The 20229-nt window shown below is 43.3% G+C and carries 22 protein-coding genes and 1 riboswitch; of the genes, 14 read left to right on the plus strand and 8 right to left on the minus strand.

All coding sequences use genetic code 11. From position 1 onward, the window contains the following. Positions 1 to 11 precede the first annotated feature (11 nt). The 7 genes from ribE to V1225_RS08395 form a co-directional block, all read right to left on the minus strand. Positions 12 to 677: a riboflavin synthase gene (gene ribE, locus V1225_RS08365; RefSeq protein ID WP_160200752.1), complete on the minus strand. Its 666-nt coding sequence runs from the start codon at positions 675 to 677 to the stop codon at positions 12 to 14. Beyond that, a complete protein-coding gene (ribD, locus tag V1225_RS08370; RefSeq protein WP_251631597.1) occupies positions 659 to 1777 on the minus strand; it encodes a bifunctional diaminohydroxyphosphoribosylaminopyrimidine deaminase/5-amino-6-(5-phosphoribosylamino)uracil reductase RibD in 1119 nt (372 codons plus the stop codon). Before ribD ends, ribE begins: the two co-directional genes overlap by 19 nt. A gap of 436 nt (positions 1778 to 2213) precedes the next feature. After that, positions 2214 to 2330, minus strand: a riboswitch (FMN riboswitch). 364 nt (positions 2331 to 2694) lie between these two features. Further along, positions 2695 to 3576 carry a phosphatidylserine decarboxylase gene (locus V1225_RS08375; protein ID WP_251616061.1) on the minus strand — a complete coding sequence of 294 codons (882 nt, stop codon included), beginning with the start codon at positions 3574 to 3576 and terminating at the stop codon, positions 2695 to 2697. A 13-nt stretch (positions 3577 to 3589) separates the two neighbouring features. Next, entirely contained in the window at positions 3590 to 4237 is a 648-nt protein-coding gene (locus tag V1225_RS08380) for a CDP-alcohol phosphatidyltransferase family protein (RefSeq protein ID WP_338546069.1), read from the minus strand. Beyond that, positions 4221 to 5270 carry a lysylphosphatidylglycerol synthase transmembrane domain-containing protein gene (locus V1225_RS08385; RefSeq protein WP_201759515.1) on the minus strand — a complete coding sequence of 350 codons (1050 nt, stop codon included), beginning with the start codon at positions 5268 to 5270 and terminating at the stop codon, positions 4221 to 4223. Before V1225_RS08385 ends, V1225_RS08380 begins: the two co-directional genes overlap by 17 nt. Next, positions 5260 to 5976, minus strand: coding sequence for a phosphatase PAP2 family protein (locus V1225_RS08390; protein ID WP_243150991.1), 717 nt, complete (start codon positions 5974 to 5976; stop codon positions 5260 to 5262). Before V1225_RS08390 ends, V1225_RS08385 begins: the two co-directional genes overlap by 11 nt. A 134-nt stretch (positions 5977 to 6110) precedes the next feature. Further along, complete coding sequence (locus V1225_RS08395) at positions 6111 to 6344, minus strand: YlmC/YmxH family sporulation protein (protein ID WP_160200756.1); 234 nt, start codon at positions 6342 to 6344, stop codon at positions 6111 to 6113. Positions 6345 to 6402: 58 nt separating this feature from the next. Between V1225_RS08395 and V1225_RS08400 the strand changes: the two genes are divergently transcribed. The 10 genes from V1225_RS08400 (at position 6403) to V1225_RS08445 (ending at position 14067) form a co-directional block, all read left to right on the plus strand. After that, complete coding sequence (locus V1225_RS08400; protein WP_160200757.1) at positions 6403 to 7083, plus strand: ATP-dependent Clp protease proteolytic subunit; 681 nt, start codon at positions 6403 to 6405, stop codon at positions 7081 to 7083. A gap of 71 nt (positions 7084 to 7154) precedes the next feature. After that, on the plus strand, positions 7155 to 8204 hold the full coding sequence (locus tag V1225_RS08405) for a hypothetical protein (RefSeq protein ID WP_160200758.1): 1050 nt from the start codon (positions 7155 to 7157) through the stop codon (positions 8202 to 8204). Beyond that, positions 8152 to 9354 (plus strand): ATPase, T2SS/T4P/T4SS family, encoded by a 1203-nt coding sequence (locus V1225_RS08410; protein ID WP_251616055.1) that lies wholly within the window; start codon positions 8152 to 8154, stop codon positions 9352 to 9354. Before V1225_RS08405 ends, V1225_RS08410 begins: the two co-directional genes overlap by 53 nt. After that, on the plus strand, positions 9351 to 10097 hold the full coding sequence (locus V1225_RS08415; RefSeq protein ID WP_161907622.1) for a type II secretion system F family protein: 747 nt from the start codon (positions 9351 to 9353) through the stop codon (positions 10095 to 10097). Before V1225_RS08410 ends, V1225_RS08415 begins: the two co-directional genes overlap by 4 nt. Next, on the plus strand, positions 10087 to 11079 hold the full coding sequence (locus tag V1225_RS08420; protein ID WP_251616052.1) for a type II secretion system F family protein: 993 nt from the start codon (positions 10087 to 10089) through the stop codon (positions 11077 to 11079). Before V1225_RS08415 ends, V1225_RS08420 begins: the two co-directional genes overlap by 11 nt. Positions 11080 to 11122: 43 nt before the next feature. Next, a complete protein-coding gene (locus V1225_RS08425) occupies positions 11123 to 11263 on the plus strand; it encodes a Flp1 family type IVb pilin (RefSeq protein ID WP_160200762.1) in 141 nt (46 codons plus the stop codon). Next, on the plus strand, positions 11260 to 11589 hold the full coding sequence (locus tag V1225_RS08430; protein WP_161907619.1) for a hypothetical protein: 330 nt from the start codon (positions 11260 to 11262) through the stop codon (positions 11587 to 11589). Before V1225_RS08425 ends, V1225_RS08430 begins: the two co-directional genes overlap by 4 nt. Beyond that, positions 11576 to 12796 carry a DUF5702 domain-containing protein gene (locus V1225_RS08435; RefSeq protein WP_251631594.1) on the plus strand — a complete coding sequence of 407 codons (1221 nt, stop codon included), beginning with the start codon at positions 11576 to 11578 and terminating at the stop codon, positions 12794 to 12796. Before V1225_RS08430 ends, V1225_RS08435 begins: the two co-directional genes overlap by 14 nt. Then, positions 12774 to 13535: a hypothetical protein gene (locus V1225_RS08440; RefSeq protein WP_251631593.1), complete on the plus strand. Its 762-nt coding sequence runs from the start codon at positions 12774 to 12776 to the stop codon at positions 13533 to 13535. The genes V1225_RS08435 and V1225_RS08440 overlap by 23 nt, the downstream gene beginning before the upstream one ends. 1 nt (position 13536) lies before the next feature. After that, entirely contained in the window at positions 13537 to 14067 is a 531-nt protein-coding gene (locus tag V1225_RS08445; protein WP_160200766.1) for a DUF6382 domain-containing protein, read from the plus strand. 206 nt (positions 14068 to 14273) lie between these two features. On the opposite strand, the gene V1225_RS08450 is transcribed toward V1225_RS08445, so the two are convergent. Then, complete coding sequence (locus tag V1225_RS08450) at positions 14274 to 15611, minus strand: IS4 family transposase (RefSeq protein ID WP_338546076.1); 1338 nt, start codon at positions 15609 to 15611, stop codon at positions 14274 to 14276. Between the two features lie 346 nt (positions 15612 to 15957). On the opposite strand from V1225_RS08450, the gene V1225_RS08455 reads away from it, so the two are divergent. From V1225_RS08455 to V1225_RS08470, 4 genes are all read left to right on the plus strand, one after another. After that, the gene (locus V1225_RS08455) at positions 15958 to 16209 is read left to right on the plus strand and encodes a hypothetical protein (protein WP_251616048.1); all 252 of its coding nucleotides are present in this window, start codon (positions 15958 to 15960) and stop codon (positions 16207 to 16209) included. Between the two features lie 223 nt (positions 16210 to 16432). Continuing rightward, the gene (locus V1225_RS08460; protein ID WP_338546079.1) at positions 16433 to 16942 is read left to right on the plus strand and encodes an SPOR domain-containing protein; all 510 of its coding nucleotides are present in this window, start codon (positions 16433 to 16435) and stop codon (positions 16940 to 16942) included. Between the two features lie 49 nt (positions 16943 to 16991). After that, the gene (locus V1225_RS08465; RefSeq protein WP_160200768.1) at positions 16992 to 18284 is read left to right on the plus strand and encodes a replication-associated recombination protein A; all 1293 of its coding nucleotides are present in this window, start codon (positions 16992 to 16994) and stop codon (positions 18282 to 18284) included. Next, on the plus strand, positions 18262 to 20211 hold the full coding sequence (locus V1225_RS08470) for a bifunctional 4-hydroxy-3-methylbut-2-enyl diphosphate reductase/30S ribosomal protein S1 (protein ID WP_160200769.1): 1950 nt from the start codon (positions 18262 to 18264) through the stop codon (positions 20209 to 20211). The genes V1225_RS08465 and V1225_RS08470 overlap by 23 nt, the downstream gene beginning before the upstream one ends. The last annotated feature ends 18 nt before the right edge of the window (positions 20212 to 20229 follow it).

A 20229-nucleotide genomic window follows, 5' to 3' on the forward strand; every position in this document is an offset into this window, starting at 1 on the left:
CTTTTTTGTTTCTAATAATTGAATCCGTGTTCTGCAAGAAACGCGGCGGTGATGTTACTTTCTTTTTTCGCAGGAGCAGCGTTGGGATCTTCAAGGGAGAGCAGCCGCTCCACGTATTTTCCGATACAGTCGTTTTCCAGATTGACGATATCCCCCGACTTTTTATCTGCCAGTATGGTTTCAGATAAGGTGTGGGGAATGATGGAGACAGAAAAGCTTCGGTGCTCAAGCCGCGCTACTGTCAGGCTGATTCCGTCGATGGCGATGGAGCCTTTTTCTATGATATATTTTAGCAGTTGATCACCGCAGTTGATGGTGTACCAGACTGCATTGTCGTCCTTTTGAATCTGGGTAATCGTGCCCGTGCCGTCGATATGTCCGCTGACGATATGTCCGCCGAATCTGCCGCCCGCTGCCATAGCACGCTCCAGATTGACCCGGCTACCTGCGGATAAAGCCCCTAGAGAGGACCGGTTCAGAGTTTCGTGCATGACATCAGCGGAAAAGCTGCTTCCGTTAAAGCTTGTGACAGTTAGGCAGACGCCGTTTACTGCAATGCTGTCACCCAGATGAATGTCAGACAGGATTTTTTTGCAGCCGATGTGTAAAACCGCCGAAGCGGCATTTTTCTGAACAGCTGTTACGGTGCCGCACTCTTCTACAATTCCTGTAAACATGGCAAAACCTCGCTTTCTATGAGTAAATCTTCGCCGATGGCGGTAATCTTCGAATTAGTCAGTTTAACAGCTTCCGAAGGAAATTCGGCGCCGTCTCCGGCAACAGGGGAGAGGGCATTTTTTCCTCCGAAAATCTTCGGGGCGATATATGCCTGCAGTCTGTTGACAATGCCGGCATGCAGCGCCGACCAGTTCAGAGCAGCGCCTCCTTCCAAAAGAATACTATCTATTTTCATGGTGCCCAGAAGCACCATCAAGATTTTCAGGTCGATAGAGCCGGAAGCATCCTTTGGAACCACTAGAATTTTACAACCTTTTTCCAGATAAGGTGCGTGGTACGTAGGATCATTTTCTGCCGTAGCAATCATTGTTTCCACTTCGGAAGCAGTAGTTACAATTTTTGACGTAAGAGGTGTGCGAAGATTGCTGTCACAGATAATGCGAATCGGATTTTTTCCGCTGCCATCAGCCAGTCTGCTGGTCAAGAGTGGATCGTCAGCAAGAACTGTACCAATACCGACCATAATCGCTGTGTACAGATGTCTGTCCTGATGAACCTTTGCACGGGCAGTCTCGCCTGTAATCCACTGGGAATGACCGGCGAAGGTAGCAATTTTCCCGTCCATAGTCATGGCATATTTCAGCGTCACATAAGGAGTGTGACAGGTGATATAGTGGAAAAAGATTGGATTCAGCTGGTCGCATTCTTCGCGAAGGAAATCGGTTGTGACTTTGATTCCGGCAGCTTTCAGGAGCTCGATACTTTTGTCTAAAACCTGCGGATTGGGATCGCGGGAACCGATGATGACATGGGAAATACCGCTTTCAATGATTGCCTCCGTGCAAGGCGGCGTTTTGCCGTAGTGACAGCAGGGCGTCAGGGTCACGTAGATAGACGCGCCTTTTGGGTCATTTCCACGACTTCTGCAGTCTGCAAGAGCGTTGCGCTCAGCATGAAGCTGTCCGTACTTTTCGTGAAAACCCTGTCCGATAATCTTGTCATTCTTTACGATAACTGCGCCGACCAGCGGGTTAGGGGCGGTATAACCGGCGCCCTTTTTCGCAAGATTGATGGCAAGCCTCATATATTTTTTGTCCATAGGAGGTATTCCTTTCCACAAAGCAAATGCATGAAAGAGCATGGAGACTAGCTGTTAGTACTTATTTCGGTTTTTTTCAAAAAAGGTACTAAAACTTTTAATCTGTGCAGCCTATTATATGGAAATTAAAGAATAAAATCTCATATAATGGAAAATTTGTGCGCAAATAAAGGCGTGATGAACCAAAACTGATGTAAAATTTTGATTGACAGCCGTGAAAGCCTCTGGGTTAGCATCGAATAACTGTTGATTTTTAGTACCTTTTCGTAAAAAATCGTCGAAAAGTACGAAAACAAAGTTTCATGCGGTTGCTATGTTTCTTTCTAAATAAAAAGTCCTGAATCGACATGGATTCAGGACTTTAGTTTGCAAAATATGCTTCGCCTATAAAAAACTCTGGAACTAAAAATTCCAGAGCATCATAAAACGAAACAAGAAATATCTTCTTCCATCCAGACTGTACTGTCGGTTCCGGAATCACACCGGATCAGCGCGGGAAGCGCTCGCGGACTATACCGCCGGTCGGGAATTACACCCTGCCCTGAAGATTCAATATGAACTTTTCAATATGGTCATTTTATACCTGTCAGATAGTTTTGTCAAGAACTATAGGAAATTTTGCTGTAGAAGTTACTATAGTGTGAGAAACTTAACCTAAACTGCGATTTTTAAAAAAAGATGTATAAAGTTTATAGTTAGCGATTTCATACTTCTTGTATTTCTTGCAAGATGATGGATAAATCTTAAAGAAAATTTGCATATAATGCAAGTTTTTTCTTCAAGAAATAATTATAAGTTCGCATCGTGATGAACATTAAGAATATTTTCCAAGATTTTTATACATTTTTTATATGTTTTCTGATTCTCGGTTAAGATTCAAAAATTTTTTTATACACTTTTTTCAAGAATGAATCGTTTTAAGTTAAAGCATTCTCTGTTTGGTGTATACCAATTTTTTCGCCATACTTGACCCGAGTTTCAAATCCTGCTGATGTATTGGCTAAAATATCCGGGTCGATGATGGCGCTTCCTGCTGGAAGGCAAAGGATAATAGTAGAACCGCCGAATTCAAAGCGTCCTTTTTCCGTGCCGCGCACGACTGTACAGTTTTCTTCGTAGTTGCAGATTTTTCCAACCATCAAAGCGCCGACCTCCATCATCAGCATGGTGCCAAAGACCGCACTTTCCAGATAGCAGTAGGAGCGTGTGTTTTCTTTGTAAATGGGAAAATAGTCGTTTGCGATGGGGTTGACTGTGTGAAAGACACCGGGAATTTTATGGATTTTGCTCAGAATTCCGCTGTCTGGGTAGCAGTACCGGTGATAATCTTTAACCGTAAGGCGAAAAAGCAGCAGTTGACCTCCTTCATATGTTTTGGCAGCATCTTCATCGCGGAGCAGACTTTTCATCGTATATTCTGTATTCTTAATTGTAAACCGGCTGTCTGATGTGATGGGATAAACGGTAAGTCTGCTGTCACAAGGTGCGATAAGATGCGTTTCCGTTAGGTCAATAGGACGGCATTCTGGTTTAATTTTTCTGGTGAAAAAATCGTTATAGGAACAAAATTTACGAGATTCGTACTGAGTCATGTCGATTTGATTTTTACGAATAAATGGCTCGATTGCAATACGAGAGATTTTGCGGGACAGGAAAAAACCTCCAAATTTTGAAATTTGGGGGGGTATCAAAAAACGCAAAAGGAAGCGCCCGCAGGCGCTACTGTAAAGTTTTTCTAGAAGTTTGTCCTGACCATCGTCGGTGTAGATGATATTTCCTTTTCTGTCTTTGCAGTCCATAATTTCTACCTCGTTACACCAGCGCCGCAGGCAGCAGGGGTTTTGAATAAGCAAAGGTTACAGCGATGGCAGCTGCCACAATGAGAACCAGCAGAGCGAGAACCTTATTGCTAGGCTTTTTCATTTTAAAGTCAGCGATGAACAGAGTACCTGTGCCAAAGAGCATGACGATGAGAATCAAGACAAAAGCTCGGGTGGTTACCACAAAGCGAAGCAGAAAAATTAGCGGCAGAATCACTGCAATAGAAGTAATCGGAAGTCCATGATAAACCTTTTCGTGTTCTTCTTCTGAAAAGAAATTGTTGGTTTCGATTACGTTGAAAAATGCCAGCCTGATGACGCCGCAGATACAGTAAAAGCCGATTGCAAGCATGCCCAGACTGCCGCGAACCCCCAGACAATAGCACAGAAGTCCCGGCAGGGCGCCAAAGGCAACGACATCACAAAGGGAATCCAGCTGAATGCCGAAGAGTTTTTCGTCATCGGTTCTGTCCAATTTGCGTCTGGCAACCTTTCCGTCAAACATATCGAAAAAGCCAGAAAGGGCGAGGCAAAAGACTGCCATTTTGAAGTGCCCTGTGGTGGCAAAAGTCATGCCGATCATAGCTGATAAAAGACTCATATAAGTAAGTATTACTGTGTAGTTATAAAATCCGATCATTTTTTTTCTCTTTTCCCTCTCTAAATACAACAAAATATGCAATAACAGTAAAGACCGCACTGATGAAAAGCTGTGTGTAAAAGCTGATTCCGCGGCTGACAATCATGACAGGAATGGTCAGCACACTGCCGCAAATCGGCAAGAACACCGCCTGAAACAAGTGCTCGCTGATTCCCATACCACCAGGCAGCGGAAGCATGTCGACTGCAACGGAAATCATCGCCTGCAGGGTAACGGCCTCAAGGGCATTAATCCCTGTGATATCAAAGGAACAAAGCACTAGCCATGTGATAAAGAATAAAAAAATTCTCTGCAGGAATGTCAATGCCAAAACGTTGAACAGAATCCTCTTGTGATGTTCAAAATAGCTAGCAGCAGCGCTGTATTTGTCCATACTGCCGGAAAGCTTTGATTCAAAGCTGTGGACTTTTTTTGAGCTGGTAAACCTTTTTAGAAGAAAGAAGCACGCCATAACAATGCGTTTTGCAAGACCGGGTGAAAATACCAGGCATAGCATGCCGCCTACACACAGGACGTTTAGGAAAATCCCAAGCCAAACCCAGTGCATAATTGGATCAAGGCAGGTCATGACGAAAGAGGGTCTTAAAATCAGAACTGCAATTCCGATAATGACCAAAACCAGCTTGTAGGTAATGGTGACAAGTAAAAGCACCAGAGTCGACAGGTGCACAGGCAGTTTGTCCTTTTTCATGAACAAAACCTGAGCAGGCTGTCCGCCAGTGGCAGATGGTGTAACCAGACTGAAGAAGAATCCTACAAAAGAGTAGAGAAAACAGTGATTCAGCTTTGGTTGCTTCCCAAGACTTCTCATCAGATAAAATATAATCACTGATTCGCCGAGAATAAAGCCGATGACCAGCACTACTCCGAGGAGCCAGTAAAGGCTGTGGGCATCTTTCACATAGGACATGATCTTGGAAAAGTCCTGACCGTGAAAGACGTAGTACATGGTAAGGGCAAAACAAACCAGCAGAAATATGCAGTTAAAAATAATTTTTTTCTTATGACTCATTGCAGTAGTCTCCAAATACTTTCATATGTATTTTTGCAAAGAGCCGCTCGGGCAGTTTGTAAGCATTGCAGTGCATGCTCAGCGTAAAACAGCCAAGAGCAACGGTGATGCCGCCGATGACATCGACGATATAGTGCTGCTTGGTAAACTGGGTGGAGATGAAAACCAGAATTGCAAATACCAAAGTTCCATATCGATAAGTCTTTGGAAGCGTACTGCATTTTCGGATTCCCAGATAGCACATCAGGCTTGCCAAACAGTGGATAGACGGAAACAGGTCGTAGGGCATATCCATTGCATAGATGAATGCCATGGCGTTGTCCCAGAATCCGTCACCAGTAATTTCTGGCCTTACATTAGTAGTCGGAATCAGCAGAAAGAACACACCGCAGACGACTCTTGCAAGCATATCGGCAAAGACAAAGCGATACCAAAATTCCTTGCTGTTTTCCCTCGCTGTCAAAGCGTAGCTGATGACCCAGAAAGGAAAGCTGAGTACATAGATTGATACCCAAGCAGGACAAAAGGGCACGCTGCGGTCAAAGCCCGTCGTAAAGTCATAATGGTAAAGATTTGAGCCCAGATGCTGTGTAATAGAGTAGACGAGACAGTTCCATACAAAGCAGCCTATCAATGAAAAAAACGCATAGGCAGGAATCCACTTGTCCATATGCGTCCCGTACCAATTTTGAAATTTCTTCTTCATCTCTTTTTCCCGTTCCCTAACAAAGTTCATCTATTATAGTATATCCTACTAAAGTCTTATTTTCAAGAAAAACGGGAAAAGCTAAGAAAATCTTAAGATTTTATCAAAATTTTTCAAGTTCTGTCGAAACTGATTTACGACCGGAAGATAATCATATCCTCGCCGATTTTCACGATGGACTCCCAGGGAAGCTGCATGGTGTCATGTCCTGCGGTGAAGCGGCTTTTAGACACAAAGTTGGGCACAAGCAGCGCTCTGATTTTTCCTGTCTGCTCGTCAAAGAGAATTTCTGCATCCCAGAAAGAGCCGTGACGGCTGCCTTTGGAAAGGTCGATGACCTCTTTATCTCCGATTTCACTTAATAGCATAAATTACACATCCTTTGCAGATAATATATTTAAATTTTACGACGAAAGGGTGAAAAATATGAGTGAAGAAAAAGAAAAACAGGAAGAAAAAAAAGAAACCAGCGATTTGATTAAGGAGCTGGGTATTTTAACGACAGGAACAAATTTCCAGTCAGACTATCAGTATATCAATATTATCGGCAGCATTGAAGGGCATACCACGCTGCCAAGCGATAACAAGACTACCAAGTATGAACATCTGATTCCGCAGCTTGTGGTAGTGGAGGAAAATCCAGATATTAAGGGGCTTCTGCTGATTTTAAATACTGTCGGAGGCGATGTGGAAGCAGGGCTTGCCCTTGCGGAGCTGATTGCGTCTTTATCAAAGCCAACTGTGACATTAGTCATCGGAGGTGGTCACAGCATCGGTATTCCTCTTGCCGTTTCTGCGGATTATTCCTTTGTAGCTGAGACTGCGACTATGACCATGCACCCCATTAGAACCAGCGGCACACTGATTACAGCGGACGCAACATTTGAGTATATGCGAAAGACGCAGGAACGAGTGGTAGATTTTATTGTCAAACATTCTCATGCATCAAAGGCAGATGTAGAAGAAAAGATGAATCAGACAGGAAATATGTCCAACGATGTGGGCACGGTACTATTCGGCTCTGACGCTGTAAAAATGGGGCTGATTGACGAAATCGGCGGGCTCAGCTGCGCACTGAAAAAACTGAAAGAATTAGCAAATAAGTAAAATTATAGGAAAAAATGGTTGACAGTTATTTACAAAAATGATACTATATCCCTACCGAAAGGAGGGAGTGTATGGAAATTATAAAAGTGGGTATTGCTTTGGAGGATCATGCCTTTGCGCAGGCTCTTTCCATTGTCCTTGCCAGAGAGGACAGCTGCATGCGCTTTTATCTTTTAGGCAGTATAGCCGAAGGTGACTTTTGTGATTTGATTCTGACGGAGAAGCCTTCAGGTGATAAACGGGTCATTGAACTTGTCCGCGATATGGCGGCTGTACAGTATACGGGTGAGCCGCCTTACCGGCTATATCGCTATATGGAAAGTCAGAATTTGATGAACAGTCTTCTTTTTATTTACTTTAAGGTAACAGGTAAAGTTGTTGAAACCAAAGGTGACAGCAACTGCAGACTGCTGGTATTTCTCGGAGAAAGCGGCGGCTGCGGCACCACATCGTCAGCCATTGCTACAGCCTGTATGCTGCACAGAATTTATGGCAGCAGATCTTTGTACCTAAATCTCTGCCCCATCGACGATTCCAGAAAATATTTGTCTGAGGATGGGGAGGAGAGTTTGATGAAGCTGCTTTATTATCTGGATCAGGAGAAAGAGTTTCCTATCAGCGCATTTATTACAGAAAGGGAAGAGTTGGATTTTGTAAACACGGGCGTGATTAATTCCTACTTCAGCGAAATGAAGCCGTTTCTCATGCGCCGCTTTCTGAACAAGATTGATCAGCTTGGGAAATATGATTTTCTCATCGTGGATATGGGCAATCACCTGAGCCGAGAGAATCGGAAGATGCTGGGCTATGCCGACTGTACCGTTATGCTGTGCGATAGTCAGCGAGTTCGTCCTGGGAAATATAGGCAGAGGATTGCCCGGGAAATATTTAAGCGAATTGATCAGGGCAGGCTTTTACGGGTGGAGAATTTTGCAGATGATATGGTTTGCGAACAAGAGCCTCAGACCCTTTATATCGCGGCTCAGAGGGATACTGATTTGCGTCTTGAGAAGAATTACGGCATGGAAATCGGTATTCTTGCTCGGGAAATTATGGAAGGAGGAGGTCATGGAGAGGGAAAGAGCTATGTACCTGGAGGAGAAGACTGCCAGGGTGCGTGAGAAAATTCTCGCGGCAGAAGAGAATTTAAGCAGGCAGCAGGCTATGGAAATCATAGAAGATGTGGTCTTTGCTGACGCAGAGGAAATAGAACTTTCAGAACTTCACGCTGTCATCAGAACCCTTTATGCGAGGACCAGAAGCAAGCTGGGGATTTTGGAAGAGTACATAGAAGATGCGTCAATCAATGAGATTATGATTAATGGAAAGGATCGATTCTTTTTGGAAACCGGCGGAGATATGGTTTGTACCGATGAGCATTTTGATTCTACGGAGGAGCTGGAGGAAATCATCAGAAATATTGCGGCGGGTGTGCATCGGGAAATCAATGAAATGCACCCGATTTTGGACGCGAGGTTGCCCGGCGGCAGCAGAGTCAATGCAGTCTATAAAAATGTCGCGGCAGGAGGCCCTGTTCTCACCATCAGAAAATTTGCCAGAGAGAGAATTACCATGGAACAGATGGTAAAAAGCGGCACTTTGACTGCAGAATGCGCGGAATATCTGAAAACACTGGTTGCCTGCGGCTATAACATCTTCGTCAGCGGGGGAACTTCTTCAGGAAAGACAACATTTCTCAACGCCTTGTCCGATTTTATTCCGGTACAGGAGCGGGTCATCGTCATTGAGGATTCCACGGAACTAGCCATGAATCACATCGCGAATCTGGTGCAGATGGAATGCCGCAATGCCAATGCTTTAGGTCAGGGTATGATTTCTATGGACATGCTGATTAAGACCAGTCTGCGAATGAGACCCGATCGGATTATCGTAGGAGAAGTCAGAGGCAAGGAAGTGGCGGACATGATGAATGCCATGAACACAGGGCATGACGGCTGTCTGGCTACAGGTCACGGCAATTCGGTTTCCGGCATGCTGCGAAGGCTTGAATCCATGTATTTGATGGGTGTGCAGATTCCCATAGATGCTATCAGAGCGCAGATTGTGGAAGGCATAGACATTATGATTCACTTGGGAAGGCTTCCAGGCGGCGACAGGAGGGTGCTTGAGGTGCAGGAACTGGTGGATTTTGAGCATGGCAAATATGTTTTAAACCCACTCTTTTTACTAAGCGATAAAAGGCAGCTTAGTGCTACTGGAAATCCTCTTGTCAGTCAGTCCAAGCTGCGTCTTAGAGGCAGGACTTTATGATTTACGACTACAAAATTTATCAGGCAACCTCAAGGGAAAAAGTGGCAGTAGCCTTAGGCTTTGCATTCGCATGGATTTTCTGCGGTTATATATTTTATGGAACCTTACTGTGGGGCATTTTATTTCCTTTTTTCTATCCCAAATTGCTGTCTGTTTACTGCGGGTATCAGGCGGCGCGCAGAAAGAAACAGCTTTTAGGGCAGTTTCGGGATTTGCTGTTCAGTTTGTCATCTTCCTTTGCTGCGGGCAGACACATGGAAGAGGCGATTGAAGAAGCAGTTTCTAATCTTTCGGAAATTTATGGAGAACAGGCTCTGATTGTTTGTGAGCTGCTCTATATGCTGAGAAAGATGAAGGAAACTGGGGCAACAGATATTTCTGTCTGGGAGGACTTTGCTTCTCGCAGCGGAATTTCGGATATCGAGGACTTTACGCAGGTTTTTCGTGCGGTCAGAGAGACGGGCGGGAATCTGGTTCTTGCAGTCAACAGGGCGGCTGCTGTTATCGGTGACAAAATTGCTATAGAAACAGAGATTAAAACTATGATATCTCAGAAAAAGCTGGAAGGCCGACTGATTACAGCAATGCCGATTTTTATCGTATTGTTTCTGCAGCTGACTTCGCCCGATTATCTGGCAGTGATGTATGAGTCCTTGGCGGGCAAAATTTTGATGAGTCTGGCGCTTCTTGCGACGGTGTTAGCTTACGTGATGATAGAAAGGATTACAGCCATTGAAGTATAGAGAAAAGATAGAGAAACTGCCTATTGCTGTCTTTTGCATAGAAAATAGAAAGCTTGTGGTACTGTTATTTTCAGCAGTCGTTTTTCTTCTGACTTTTCAGGTGATTATCGAAGTAAGACAAGCAGGATATTATGTGACTGGGAAAAACGGTCAGCTGACGGCGCTCCGCATTTCTGACAGACAGAGCGGACAGTCTGTGCCTGTTGTCATCGAAGGAGAAAAGGACGGTGTGCGTACAAGGATTGAGGTGCTTTTATCTTTTACGGATGAAAAGCCTGCTGCAAAGGCGACGCAGAAGAAAACATCTAAGGAGGAGGGTCTAAAATCGGAGCTTCAGGCGCTTTCAGAAAAACTGGAAGAGGAAGAGGGAGAACTCATTGCGCTGCCTGCAAAACTTGACGATGGAACGAGAATCATCTGGTCGAAAAACCGAAGTCCTCAATTTCTGCTCAGTCTGCTGCTCTTTCCGCTGGCATTATTTGCTCTTTACCGAAATCAGAAGGAGAAGGAAAAGGCTGCGCAAAAGCGTATAACCGACGGTATTCGAAGGGAATTGCCTGGTTTTAATAATCAGCTTTTACTGCTTTTAAACAGCGGGTTGATTTTTAATGATGCGTTTGCAAGGATTGCAGACGGGTATGCGGCAGGACAGCGGGAAAGTCCGATGGGAGATCTAATTTGCCGAATTAAGGCTGCATCTTTAGAAACGGGAAGCAGTTTAGTTACTGTCATGGGACAGTTTGGAAAGAAGCTGCAAGTCAGAGAGTTCTCACGTATGATTAACATCATTACAGACAATCAGTTTAAGGGTGTGGACCTGTCGGACAAGCTGGAAAGCGAGCGAGATTTGCTCTGGGAGCAGAGAAAAAAGCTGGCAGAGGAGCGCGGCAGAGCAGCGGAAACCAAAATGGCATTTCCTCTGGCGATTCTGTTGCTAGTGCTGATTCTGATTACAGCAGCGCCTGCAATGCTGCAGATGTAATAAAGTTAAAAAGAAAGAAAATGAAGGAAGGAGTGTACATATAATGAGAGTATTAAAAAACAAAAAAGGAATGGAACTGGTACAGGTGGCGATTTTAATTGCGCTTGCTGTGGCGCTGGGACTAATTTTTAAGACGGAGATTACCACCTTTGTCAATAATACCTTTAAAGGACTCAACGGATGATGAGAAGCAGGCGGGGCAGTGATATGGTAGAGGCTACCATAGTGATTCCGCTGCTGATTCTGGTGATTTGCAGTCTCATTTTGCTGATTGTTTACTACTATGCCTGCCTCGACTGCCAGCTGAATCTTCACGAGAGATTGCAAGAAGAAGCTGCTGAAAGCCGTGCTGTATATAAAAAGCTGGAGGATAGGGACTCAGTATCGAAACAGCTGAGAGGCGTGAGCAGTATTGTGATGGAAAATGATATTTTTGGCAGGATTTACGCAGTATATCCTTCGCAGATCATCAGATTGGGGGAGGCGGCAGGTATTGATGTTCAGCAATAAAAGAGGCTCAGTTACAGTTTTCATCTGTGTGTTTTTTGTATCTCTGGTCATGATGATCTTTACCTTTACGGGGGTATCCAAGGAGAAAGCGGTAGCAGGAAGTACCAAGGCGCTTTGCAGCCTTTGGGCGGATTCAGTGCTGGCGGAGTACGATTTGAACCTGCAGAAGAGATACCAAATTTTTGGGTTTTATGGCTATCCAGCGGAGATAAAGGAGAAACTTACTTTCTATGCAAAGGATTCTTTTGACCGAAAAAAATACATAGACTATCAGATCAAAAACTGCAGTTTGTACGACTACTGTCTAATCAATACAGGTGTGATGGAGAAGCAGCTTGAAGCGGCGGGAAAGCTGGCTTTTACGGAGAAGTTTCAAAAGCCTGAGAAAACGATTACACCGGTTCTCGGTTATACGGGACCTGCGGCTGCGTCAGTCATCTTTGATGATTTACCTTCAGAAGGATCCAAAAAAGGATACTCACTTTCAGCGGTGAAAAATCTTTTAGAAGGGGCTTCATCTATCGGAACGGCGCTGGAAAAGACCGGAAAAAACTGGTGGATTAATCAGTATATTTTCGCCTATTTTAAAGATGCTTCTGACGACAAAGAGCTAGGGGAGACCTATTTTTCCGGGGAAATCGAATACATCATCTGCGGAAAGAAGAGTGACAGTGCAAACAAAAGCACATTAAAGAGAAGAATTGTGGCGCTTCGAGAGATGATGAATCTTGCCTATCTGCTCAAAGACCCTGTAAAGAGCAATGAGGCTCTTTTGGCAGCGGAGATTTTGACGCCGGGTCCGGCGGCGTTGGTGACACAAAAAGCCTTGCTTTCAGCTTGGGCGCTTGCGGAAAGTTATAACGATTATCAGCTGCTAATCCATGGGAAGAGAGTGCCGGTAGTAAAGTCGGAGCAGACCTTCGCAGTAGACATTAAGTCTGTTATTGAAAATCAGTCAGAGGGTTATATCGATACTGGCTCAGATGTGGGCGAGACCTATGCAGACTACCTGCGATTATTTACCTACACCATGGATTCACAGGTAAGAATGCTTCGGGTGATGGACTTGATTCAGATAAATATGAGACGGTTTTATTACGAAGGATTTCTCCTTCGGGAGTACAACGCAGGACTATCCTTTGTGATGACAGTCAATGGAAAGGATTATGAAACAGAGAGGTCTTATGAGAGAGAGGAAAAGAAGTAGGAATTTACGCCGAGGCAGTTACATCGTGGAAGCAGCCATCGTCATGCCAATTTTTATTGCAGCGACAGTAGCACTGATGTCCCTGGTGCCGATCTTTGCGTCTTGTGAAAATCTGGTATTTTCTGCAGCAGATGAAATGCGCATGGAATCTGTAAAGACCATTTTTCGCAAAAATCCCGCCGCGCTGCCGATTCTGATAAAAAGCAGAAGCAGCGAGGAAAATCTCAGAATGGATTCCTGTCAGGTAGTATTTTACAGATATTTGTACAAAGAAGCCGGTATAGAGGATTTGCTGCACCTTGATTTGCGTGCCACTTTTTCAGAGAACAGTCCGGCAGGAGTTTTTGACTCGATTCGTTTTGACTGCAGTCTTACGGCGAGAGCCTTTACCGGAAAACTGCACAAAAAGCCGCCGGATGCAGGTACCGAAAATGATGACATAATCGTATATATTTTTCCCGAGTGGGGCATGAAATACCACGGAAAGCACTGCACCTACATCAAAGCAAACTGCAAGATGGTGTATCTGTCGCAGGATACAAAAAAAGGGTATACGCCATGTTCATTATGTAATGCCAGTTTTGCCCAAATCGGCAGCCCGGTATTCTGTTTTACGGAAAATGGCAGAGTATATCATCTGGCGGATTGCAGGATTGTATCGCGGTACTACGTGGAAATTGAGAAAGGAAAGGCAGTGCAGCAGGGGTACACACCTTGTTCTAAATGTGGAGGTAAGTAAAATGAATAGCTATTTGACAGCGCAATATGCCAAAGAGGAAATTCCAGATTACATCGTGGAGCTTTTATCCTTAGGTCTTTGTGACCTCTTTCTGCCAGCTGGCTTTGTGGAAGAGGACGGCACTTTGACCTGCATGTATAAAACCGAAGGCTTTAGACCGCTCAGCTCTGTTTTAGAGCTGTCTACTGAGGAAATCTTTTCTGTGGCAATCAGTCTCCTTCACGGTGTCTATCAGTGCGAAAAACATGGTATTTTTTCCGAGAATTTTGCGGTAAATGTGGACTGTATCTTTGTGGACAAAGGGTTCGACCGAATCAAGATGATTTACCGAAAAGAAGTCGGCGCAGGTACGGATTTTTCAAAGAAGCTGGCGGCTCTTATGAGGATGCTTCGAGAAAAAGGTGCCCCCTCTGGGGAAGGTTATATCGACAGCGCGGCAGAGTTTCTGGCATCCGACGAGTACGGTTACAAAGCGCAGCTGCATCATCTGGAAAATTTGCGCAGAGAAGTATATCTGTGCGGCATACAGTAGGACCACAGCACAGTAAAAGCCTGTCTGGCATTGCACCCAATGGCATTAAGTTAAGGGATTTAAAGAGAAGTTAGTATTGTTCGCGATATTAACTTCTCTTTTTTTCCTTTGATTCAAGCTGATAAATTGTTTTTTTGTAGATTTAAAAACGCAACAAATAGACAAGAGCGTTCCCTTGTCAAAAAAATAATGTATATTTCAAAAATCTATGCTATTCTATACATGAAACTTATTGCCTGTTTGGCTTTCATTTCACGAGGCCTTGAACGTCCAGGCCGAATGGGCGTTATATATCTTGCAATAAGTGATTCAATATTAGGTGGGATATTTATACTAAGCAGGAATTCACGGCATATATGTACTGCGACAGAAAAATTAACTTTATATTCATACTTTCTGTCTTTCTTTTCAATGACTACGTGCGAGGTAATCAATTCTGAAAAGTTATACATGATTAACCGTGCAAAGATTTCTTGAAGTATGTATTCCACCTTTTTTGAATGAAAATGAAGCAGTCCTACTGTATATTTCAAATCTCTAAATGAAGTTTCAATTCCCCACCGCATGCCATACAGTTGTTTCAGAGTATCCGCAGGGAATTCATCAGTATCCAGATTAGTTACTACAACTTCGTAATAATCCTCTGATATTGGAAAGCGTACAATGCGAAATGGCAAATTATAAAGTACTGCAGGATCAGATTTTCTGCTCTTAACAGGCAGATAGTCAAATGGTTTATTATGCGCGATTCTCCGATAGTGATTTCTCTGCTCAAAAAGCTTTTTCATTTCATTAGTCTGTTTCCGAGTTAATTTTAAATCGATATACTCATCGAATTCCTCAGTATCCGGCAGCTCCAAGCCATGCAGAATACCGGATGAATATTGATTAAAATCTTTCACCCGTATTAGATAAAACCATCCTTTTTCTTGGATATGAGCCATGTTGTTATATGCCTCATATCCTCTGTCTGCAATCACAATTACATTTCCCTGCAGAGCGGATCTGTCCACCATTTCAGTCAACGCTTTGTTTTCACCGGCTTCTTTGCGTTTGAAAACGACTGCATCCTCATAAGTGTGAGATTTCAGATTATATAAAGCATTCAAATGCAGCAGATTATAAGGTTTTACACCTTCTGCTATTTGAAAAAGAGAGTCTTTATCGTTTAGATTAGTTGCGATTTGAATATCTGAACCATCAACAGCCAAGAGTTTATATCCTTTATAATTATCATTACTATAAGTTGCTGCTGTAAAATCGTGGAAAAGCGACGCAAATGCTTTAGGAAGTATTTTCTTACGCTGCTGGACAAAAGCAGATGATGTTGCTGTATTTAAGCCATAGCCAAACTGCCGTAAAAGTTCATTTGATAAAGATGCTCCCTCCATTGTCAATAACGAAAGAATCATTTTCTCATATGGTATTTTTCTGTTTCTGGAAAAATCTGTTTTGGGGTTAGAAACAAGGCCTGTTAAATCCTGTTTCTGCTTATTAATAATGTCCATAATCAAATTTTTTAGTTCCAGTGAAGTCCTATTCATGCGGTATCCTCCTTGTAAAAAGATGTTATCTAATTACAAGGGCCGCTTTAGCTGCCTCTAAAATATTCAGCAGCTAAAGCGGCCGCATTTTTTTGTTCATATGTCAATACTTATTCTCAAAAAAATCCCACACCACATTTTCTGTGATGTGAGATTTTCTTAACTTAATGCCATTGGGCATTGCACCAGACAGGCTTTTTCGTTATACAGCCGCAGAAGAACGTACTTTTCAGCAGTGTCAATGTACCAAAAAAAATATGGTACATGTACCACTTTAGGAAAAACCAATTGGAGTTTTTAGAGATTATTGTTTTTTCCAAGAAAAAGTTTTAGGATCAGACGCAATATGCTGGGATTAAGCGCAAAGTACATGCAAGACATTGCAAAGCTTGGTGTTTCTCATTTTATCAATCAGATTGTTATGATGCTTGTTAATATTGTGATGAATAATACATTAACGCATTACGGTGCGCTTTCTGTTTATGGAGAAGATATTCCGTTGGCAGTATCCGGGGTTGTAATAAAACTTAATAGTATTATAGTTGCTTTTACTGTCGGGCTGGCGCATGGCTGTACGCCGATTTTCAGCTTTAATTAGGTCTTAATGGAGTTCTATACGCGGGGCCTCTTGCTGCTGGATTGGCTTGCGTGTTGGCGCTGTCTTTGGTTCTCTATAATATGAAAAATCTGGAATTAAATATAGGAACATACAGTATTAAATTTTCTTTGCGCATCTGATTGATTTCTTCAAAAAGGAGATGTCTACTTTTTCCTTTGCCGCATATGATGTAATAATCATATCCACGAGGAGGCAGGAAAAAGTGAATAAGAGAAAAATCAGAAGATACCATCGTCAAAGAAAAAATTCAGGGGTGAATCTTTTAGGAATTGTTGGTATAATGTTAGTGGCAGTTGTTTGCGGATATATGACGGCAAGGTTTATTATTGCACCGCTTTTAGGCTATGATACGGAGGTTTTGAAACTGGATTTTCCGTCCAATCTGCTAGATGTCTTTCACAGCGACGATGAGAAAGATGGCAGCGAAGAGAGCAGCGATGAAGGTGAAGACCAGAAAGACAAAAATGATGCAGAAAAAGCTGACGCAGAGGGCGAATACACATTGCAGTATGGTGTTTTCAGCAGTAAATCGGGTGCCGAGGAACTAGCAGGAAAATTGAAAACTGAAGACATCGATACGGAGATTATGGAATCGGACGGTCAGTTTAAGGTCATCAGCTCTGAGAGGGGGACAAAGAAAGAGGCGCTGGCTCTTTTGAAGGATACTGAATCGTCCTATGCGAAGGGGATTTTTATTACCCAGCTGTCATGATGAATTTGATAAGAGCAAACAGCCAATCCAACCACTTGAAAGGAATACTATGATACCATTATCGACCCGAATGAGACCGGACAAATTGCAGGATTTTGTAGGACAAGAACACTTTCTATATCCGGGCTCACTTCTTTACAATGCAATAAAAAATAAGACTTTTGATTCGGCGATTTTCCATGGACCGTCGGGAACGGGTAAGACTACACTGGCTAGAATCATCGCAAATGAAATGGACAGCAGCTTTACAGAAATCAATGCGTCGACCACAGGAACTAAGGAACTGAAAGAACTGATTGAAGGTGCAAGACTGCGTTTTTTTGGACTGGAGAAACGGACAACTTACGTGTATATCGACGAGTTTCACAGGTGGAATAAACTGCAGCAGGACTCTCTTTTGAAAGCGCTGGAAGACGGTGTGCTTAAATTTATTGGCAGCACTACGGAGAATCCATATTTTGCTATCAACAATGCAGTGCTCAGCAGGGTACGCAATGTCTATGAGTTTAAGCGTCTTGAGGCGCCGCAAATTAAGAAAATGCTGCTGCGGGCGCTGACTGATACGGAAAAAGGCTTTGGAAATCTGCATATCCAGTATGACGAAGAAGCCCTGGATATTCTGGCGGACTTAGCAGGAGGAGACGGCAGAGTTTCTTTGGATACATTGGGCTTTATTGTGGACAATCTGGATTTGTCCAAGAAAATCACCAAGGAAATGGTGGCGGAAGCCATGCAGAGAAAGATTGGCTTTTACAGTAAAGGGGATGACCGGTACAATCTGCTTTCAGCGCTGCAAAAGTCCATCAGGGGCAGCGATCCGGATGCGGCAATTCACTATTTTGCAAGATTGGTTGACGGTGGTGCAGATATTCAGATGATCGGAAGGCGGTTGCTTGTCATCGCCAGTGAAGATATCGGCATGGCGTATCCTTCGGCGATATCCATCGTCACTTCCTGCATGCAGGCGGCGCTGATGGTGGGCTATCCGGAAGCGGCTATCAATCTGGCGCAAGCAGTGATTATGCTTGCCTCAGCACCGAAATCGAATGCTGCCAGCATGGCGTATTTTGAGGCTATAGCAGATATCAGAAGCAGAAATATTGACGATGTACCCCTTCATTTGCAGGACAGTCATTATCAGGGGGCAAAGGATAAGGAAATTGGGAAGGATTATCTTTACCCTCACAATTTTGGAGGATACGTGCAGCAGCAGTACCTGCCGGATAATTTGTATGAGGAAGGGGTTAAATACTACAGACCGACAGCGAACGGATCGGAAGCCTCTTTTAAGAAATTTTTAGAAGGACTGGAAGAAAAATATGGCAGAAATCATAAGGGCTGAACACTCCGGCTTTTGTTTTGGCGTGCGGCAAGCCATTGAAAAAACAGAAGAACAGATTCATCTCAATGAGAAATTAGAGAAAAAAAGACAGATTTATACCTGCGGACCTTTGATTCATAATCGTTTTGTGACAGACGATTTAAAGGCGAGAGGTGTAGGCATCATAGAAAGCCCAGAAGAAGCGGAACCGGGCGATATTGTCATCGTTCGCTCCCACGGCGAGACCAAGGCATTTTTTGATGAATCCAAAAGGAGAAAACTGACTGTTGTCAATGCCACTTGCCCTTTTGTGGAAAAAATTCATCAGCTGGTTCACGGTGCATGGCAGGAGGGAAAAAATATCGTCATCGTTGGCGATAAACATCACCCGGAAGTCATCGGAATTAACGGCTGGTGCGCAGGGCAGGGAATTATCGTGGGAAGCAGGGAGGAAGCTGAGGCAGTGACATGTGAAAAAGTTTTTCTTGTCTGCCAGACCACCATTCAAAAAAAACTGCTGGACGATATCGTTGCGGTCTTTGAAGAGAAACATATTCTTACAGAAATTTACAATACTATCTGTAATGCGACAAAAGAACGACAAGAATCCTGTAAAAATTTGGCAGAAAAAGTCGACGCTATGGTTATCATTGGAGGCAAAAATAGCTCCAATACGGGAAAGTTATACGAAATTTCCAAAAAAAAGTGCAAAAATTCCTTTTTTATTGAAAATATTCGAGATTTACCATTGAAACAATTGCGAAAATGTAATAGAATAGGAGTTGCAGCAGGCGCATCAACACCTGAATGCGTAATTAAGGAGGTTATTGCTAACATGAGTGAAATGATCACTAACGAAAAAATTTCAATGGAAGATTTCATGGATGAAATCGACGCGTCTTTAAGACTACCACGCACTGGCGAAATCGTTGACGGTAAAGTACATCAGGTAACTGAAAAAGAAGTTATCGTAAACATGGGATGTAAAAAGGACGGAATTCTTCCTGTGGAAGAAGTAACATTAGAGGAAGGACAGAAGCTGACAGATTTATTTAAAGAAGGCGATGAAATCCAGGCTAAGGTTGTCAAAACTGATGACGGCGACGGTGGAATCTTACTTTCAAAGAAAAAGCTTGAGATAAATGAGCACTGGAATGAGATTAACGAAGCTCTTGAAAATAAATCAATTATTTCTGTAAAAGTCGTAAGACAGGTTAACGGCGGTGTAATCGCTGCTTACAAGGAAGTTACCGGATTCATTCCGCTTTCCCAGCTTTCCGATAAGTTTGTAGAAAACGCAGATGAATTTATTGGACAGACTATGGATGTAAGAGTAAGCAGAGTTGACCAGAAGAGAGGCAGAGTTGTATTCTCCCGCAAGATAGTTCTTACAGAAGAGAAACAACAGAAGATTGCTGCAATCTGGGAAGGATTGCACGTTGATGATATCGTAGAAGGTACTGTGATGAGATTTACCGATTACGGTGCATTCATCGATCTGGGCGGAATCGACGGATTGCTTCACATCTCCGAAATTTCCTGGGGCAAGCTGAAACATCCGCAGGAAGTTCTGCAGATTGGCGATACTGTTAAGGTAAAGATTCTGGCTATGAACGAAGAAAAAGGAAAGATTTCCTTAGGTTTGAAGCAGACTGTTCCTGAACCATGGTCCGTAATTGACGAGACCTATCAGATTGGACAGGTTGTTTCTGGAAAAGTTGTACAGATTAAGGAATACGGTGCATTCATCGAATTAGAGCCGGGTCTTGATGGACTGGTACATATTTCTGAAGTTGCGCACAAGAGAGTGACTAACATTGCTGACGAACTTTCTATCGGTCAGGATGTTAACGCAAAGATTCTGGAAATTGATAAAGAAAGAAAGAGAATCAGCCTGAGCATCAAGGAAACTTTAGATGCTGAAGAAACTATTTCTGAAGAGGAATAATCGAGCAGGTTTATTTGT

Source organism: Emergencia sp. JLR.KK010, from assembly GCF_037018265.1.
Classification (GTDB): domain Bacteria; phylum Bacillota; class Clostridia; order Peptostreptococcales; family Anaerovoracaceae; genus Senimuribacter; species Senimuribacter intestinalis.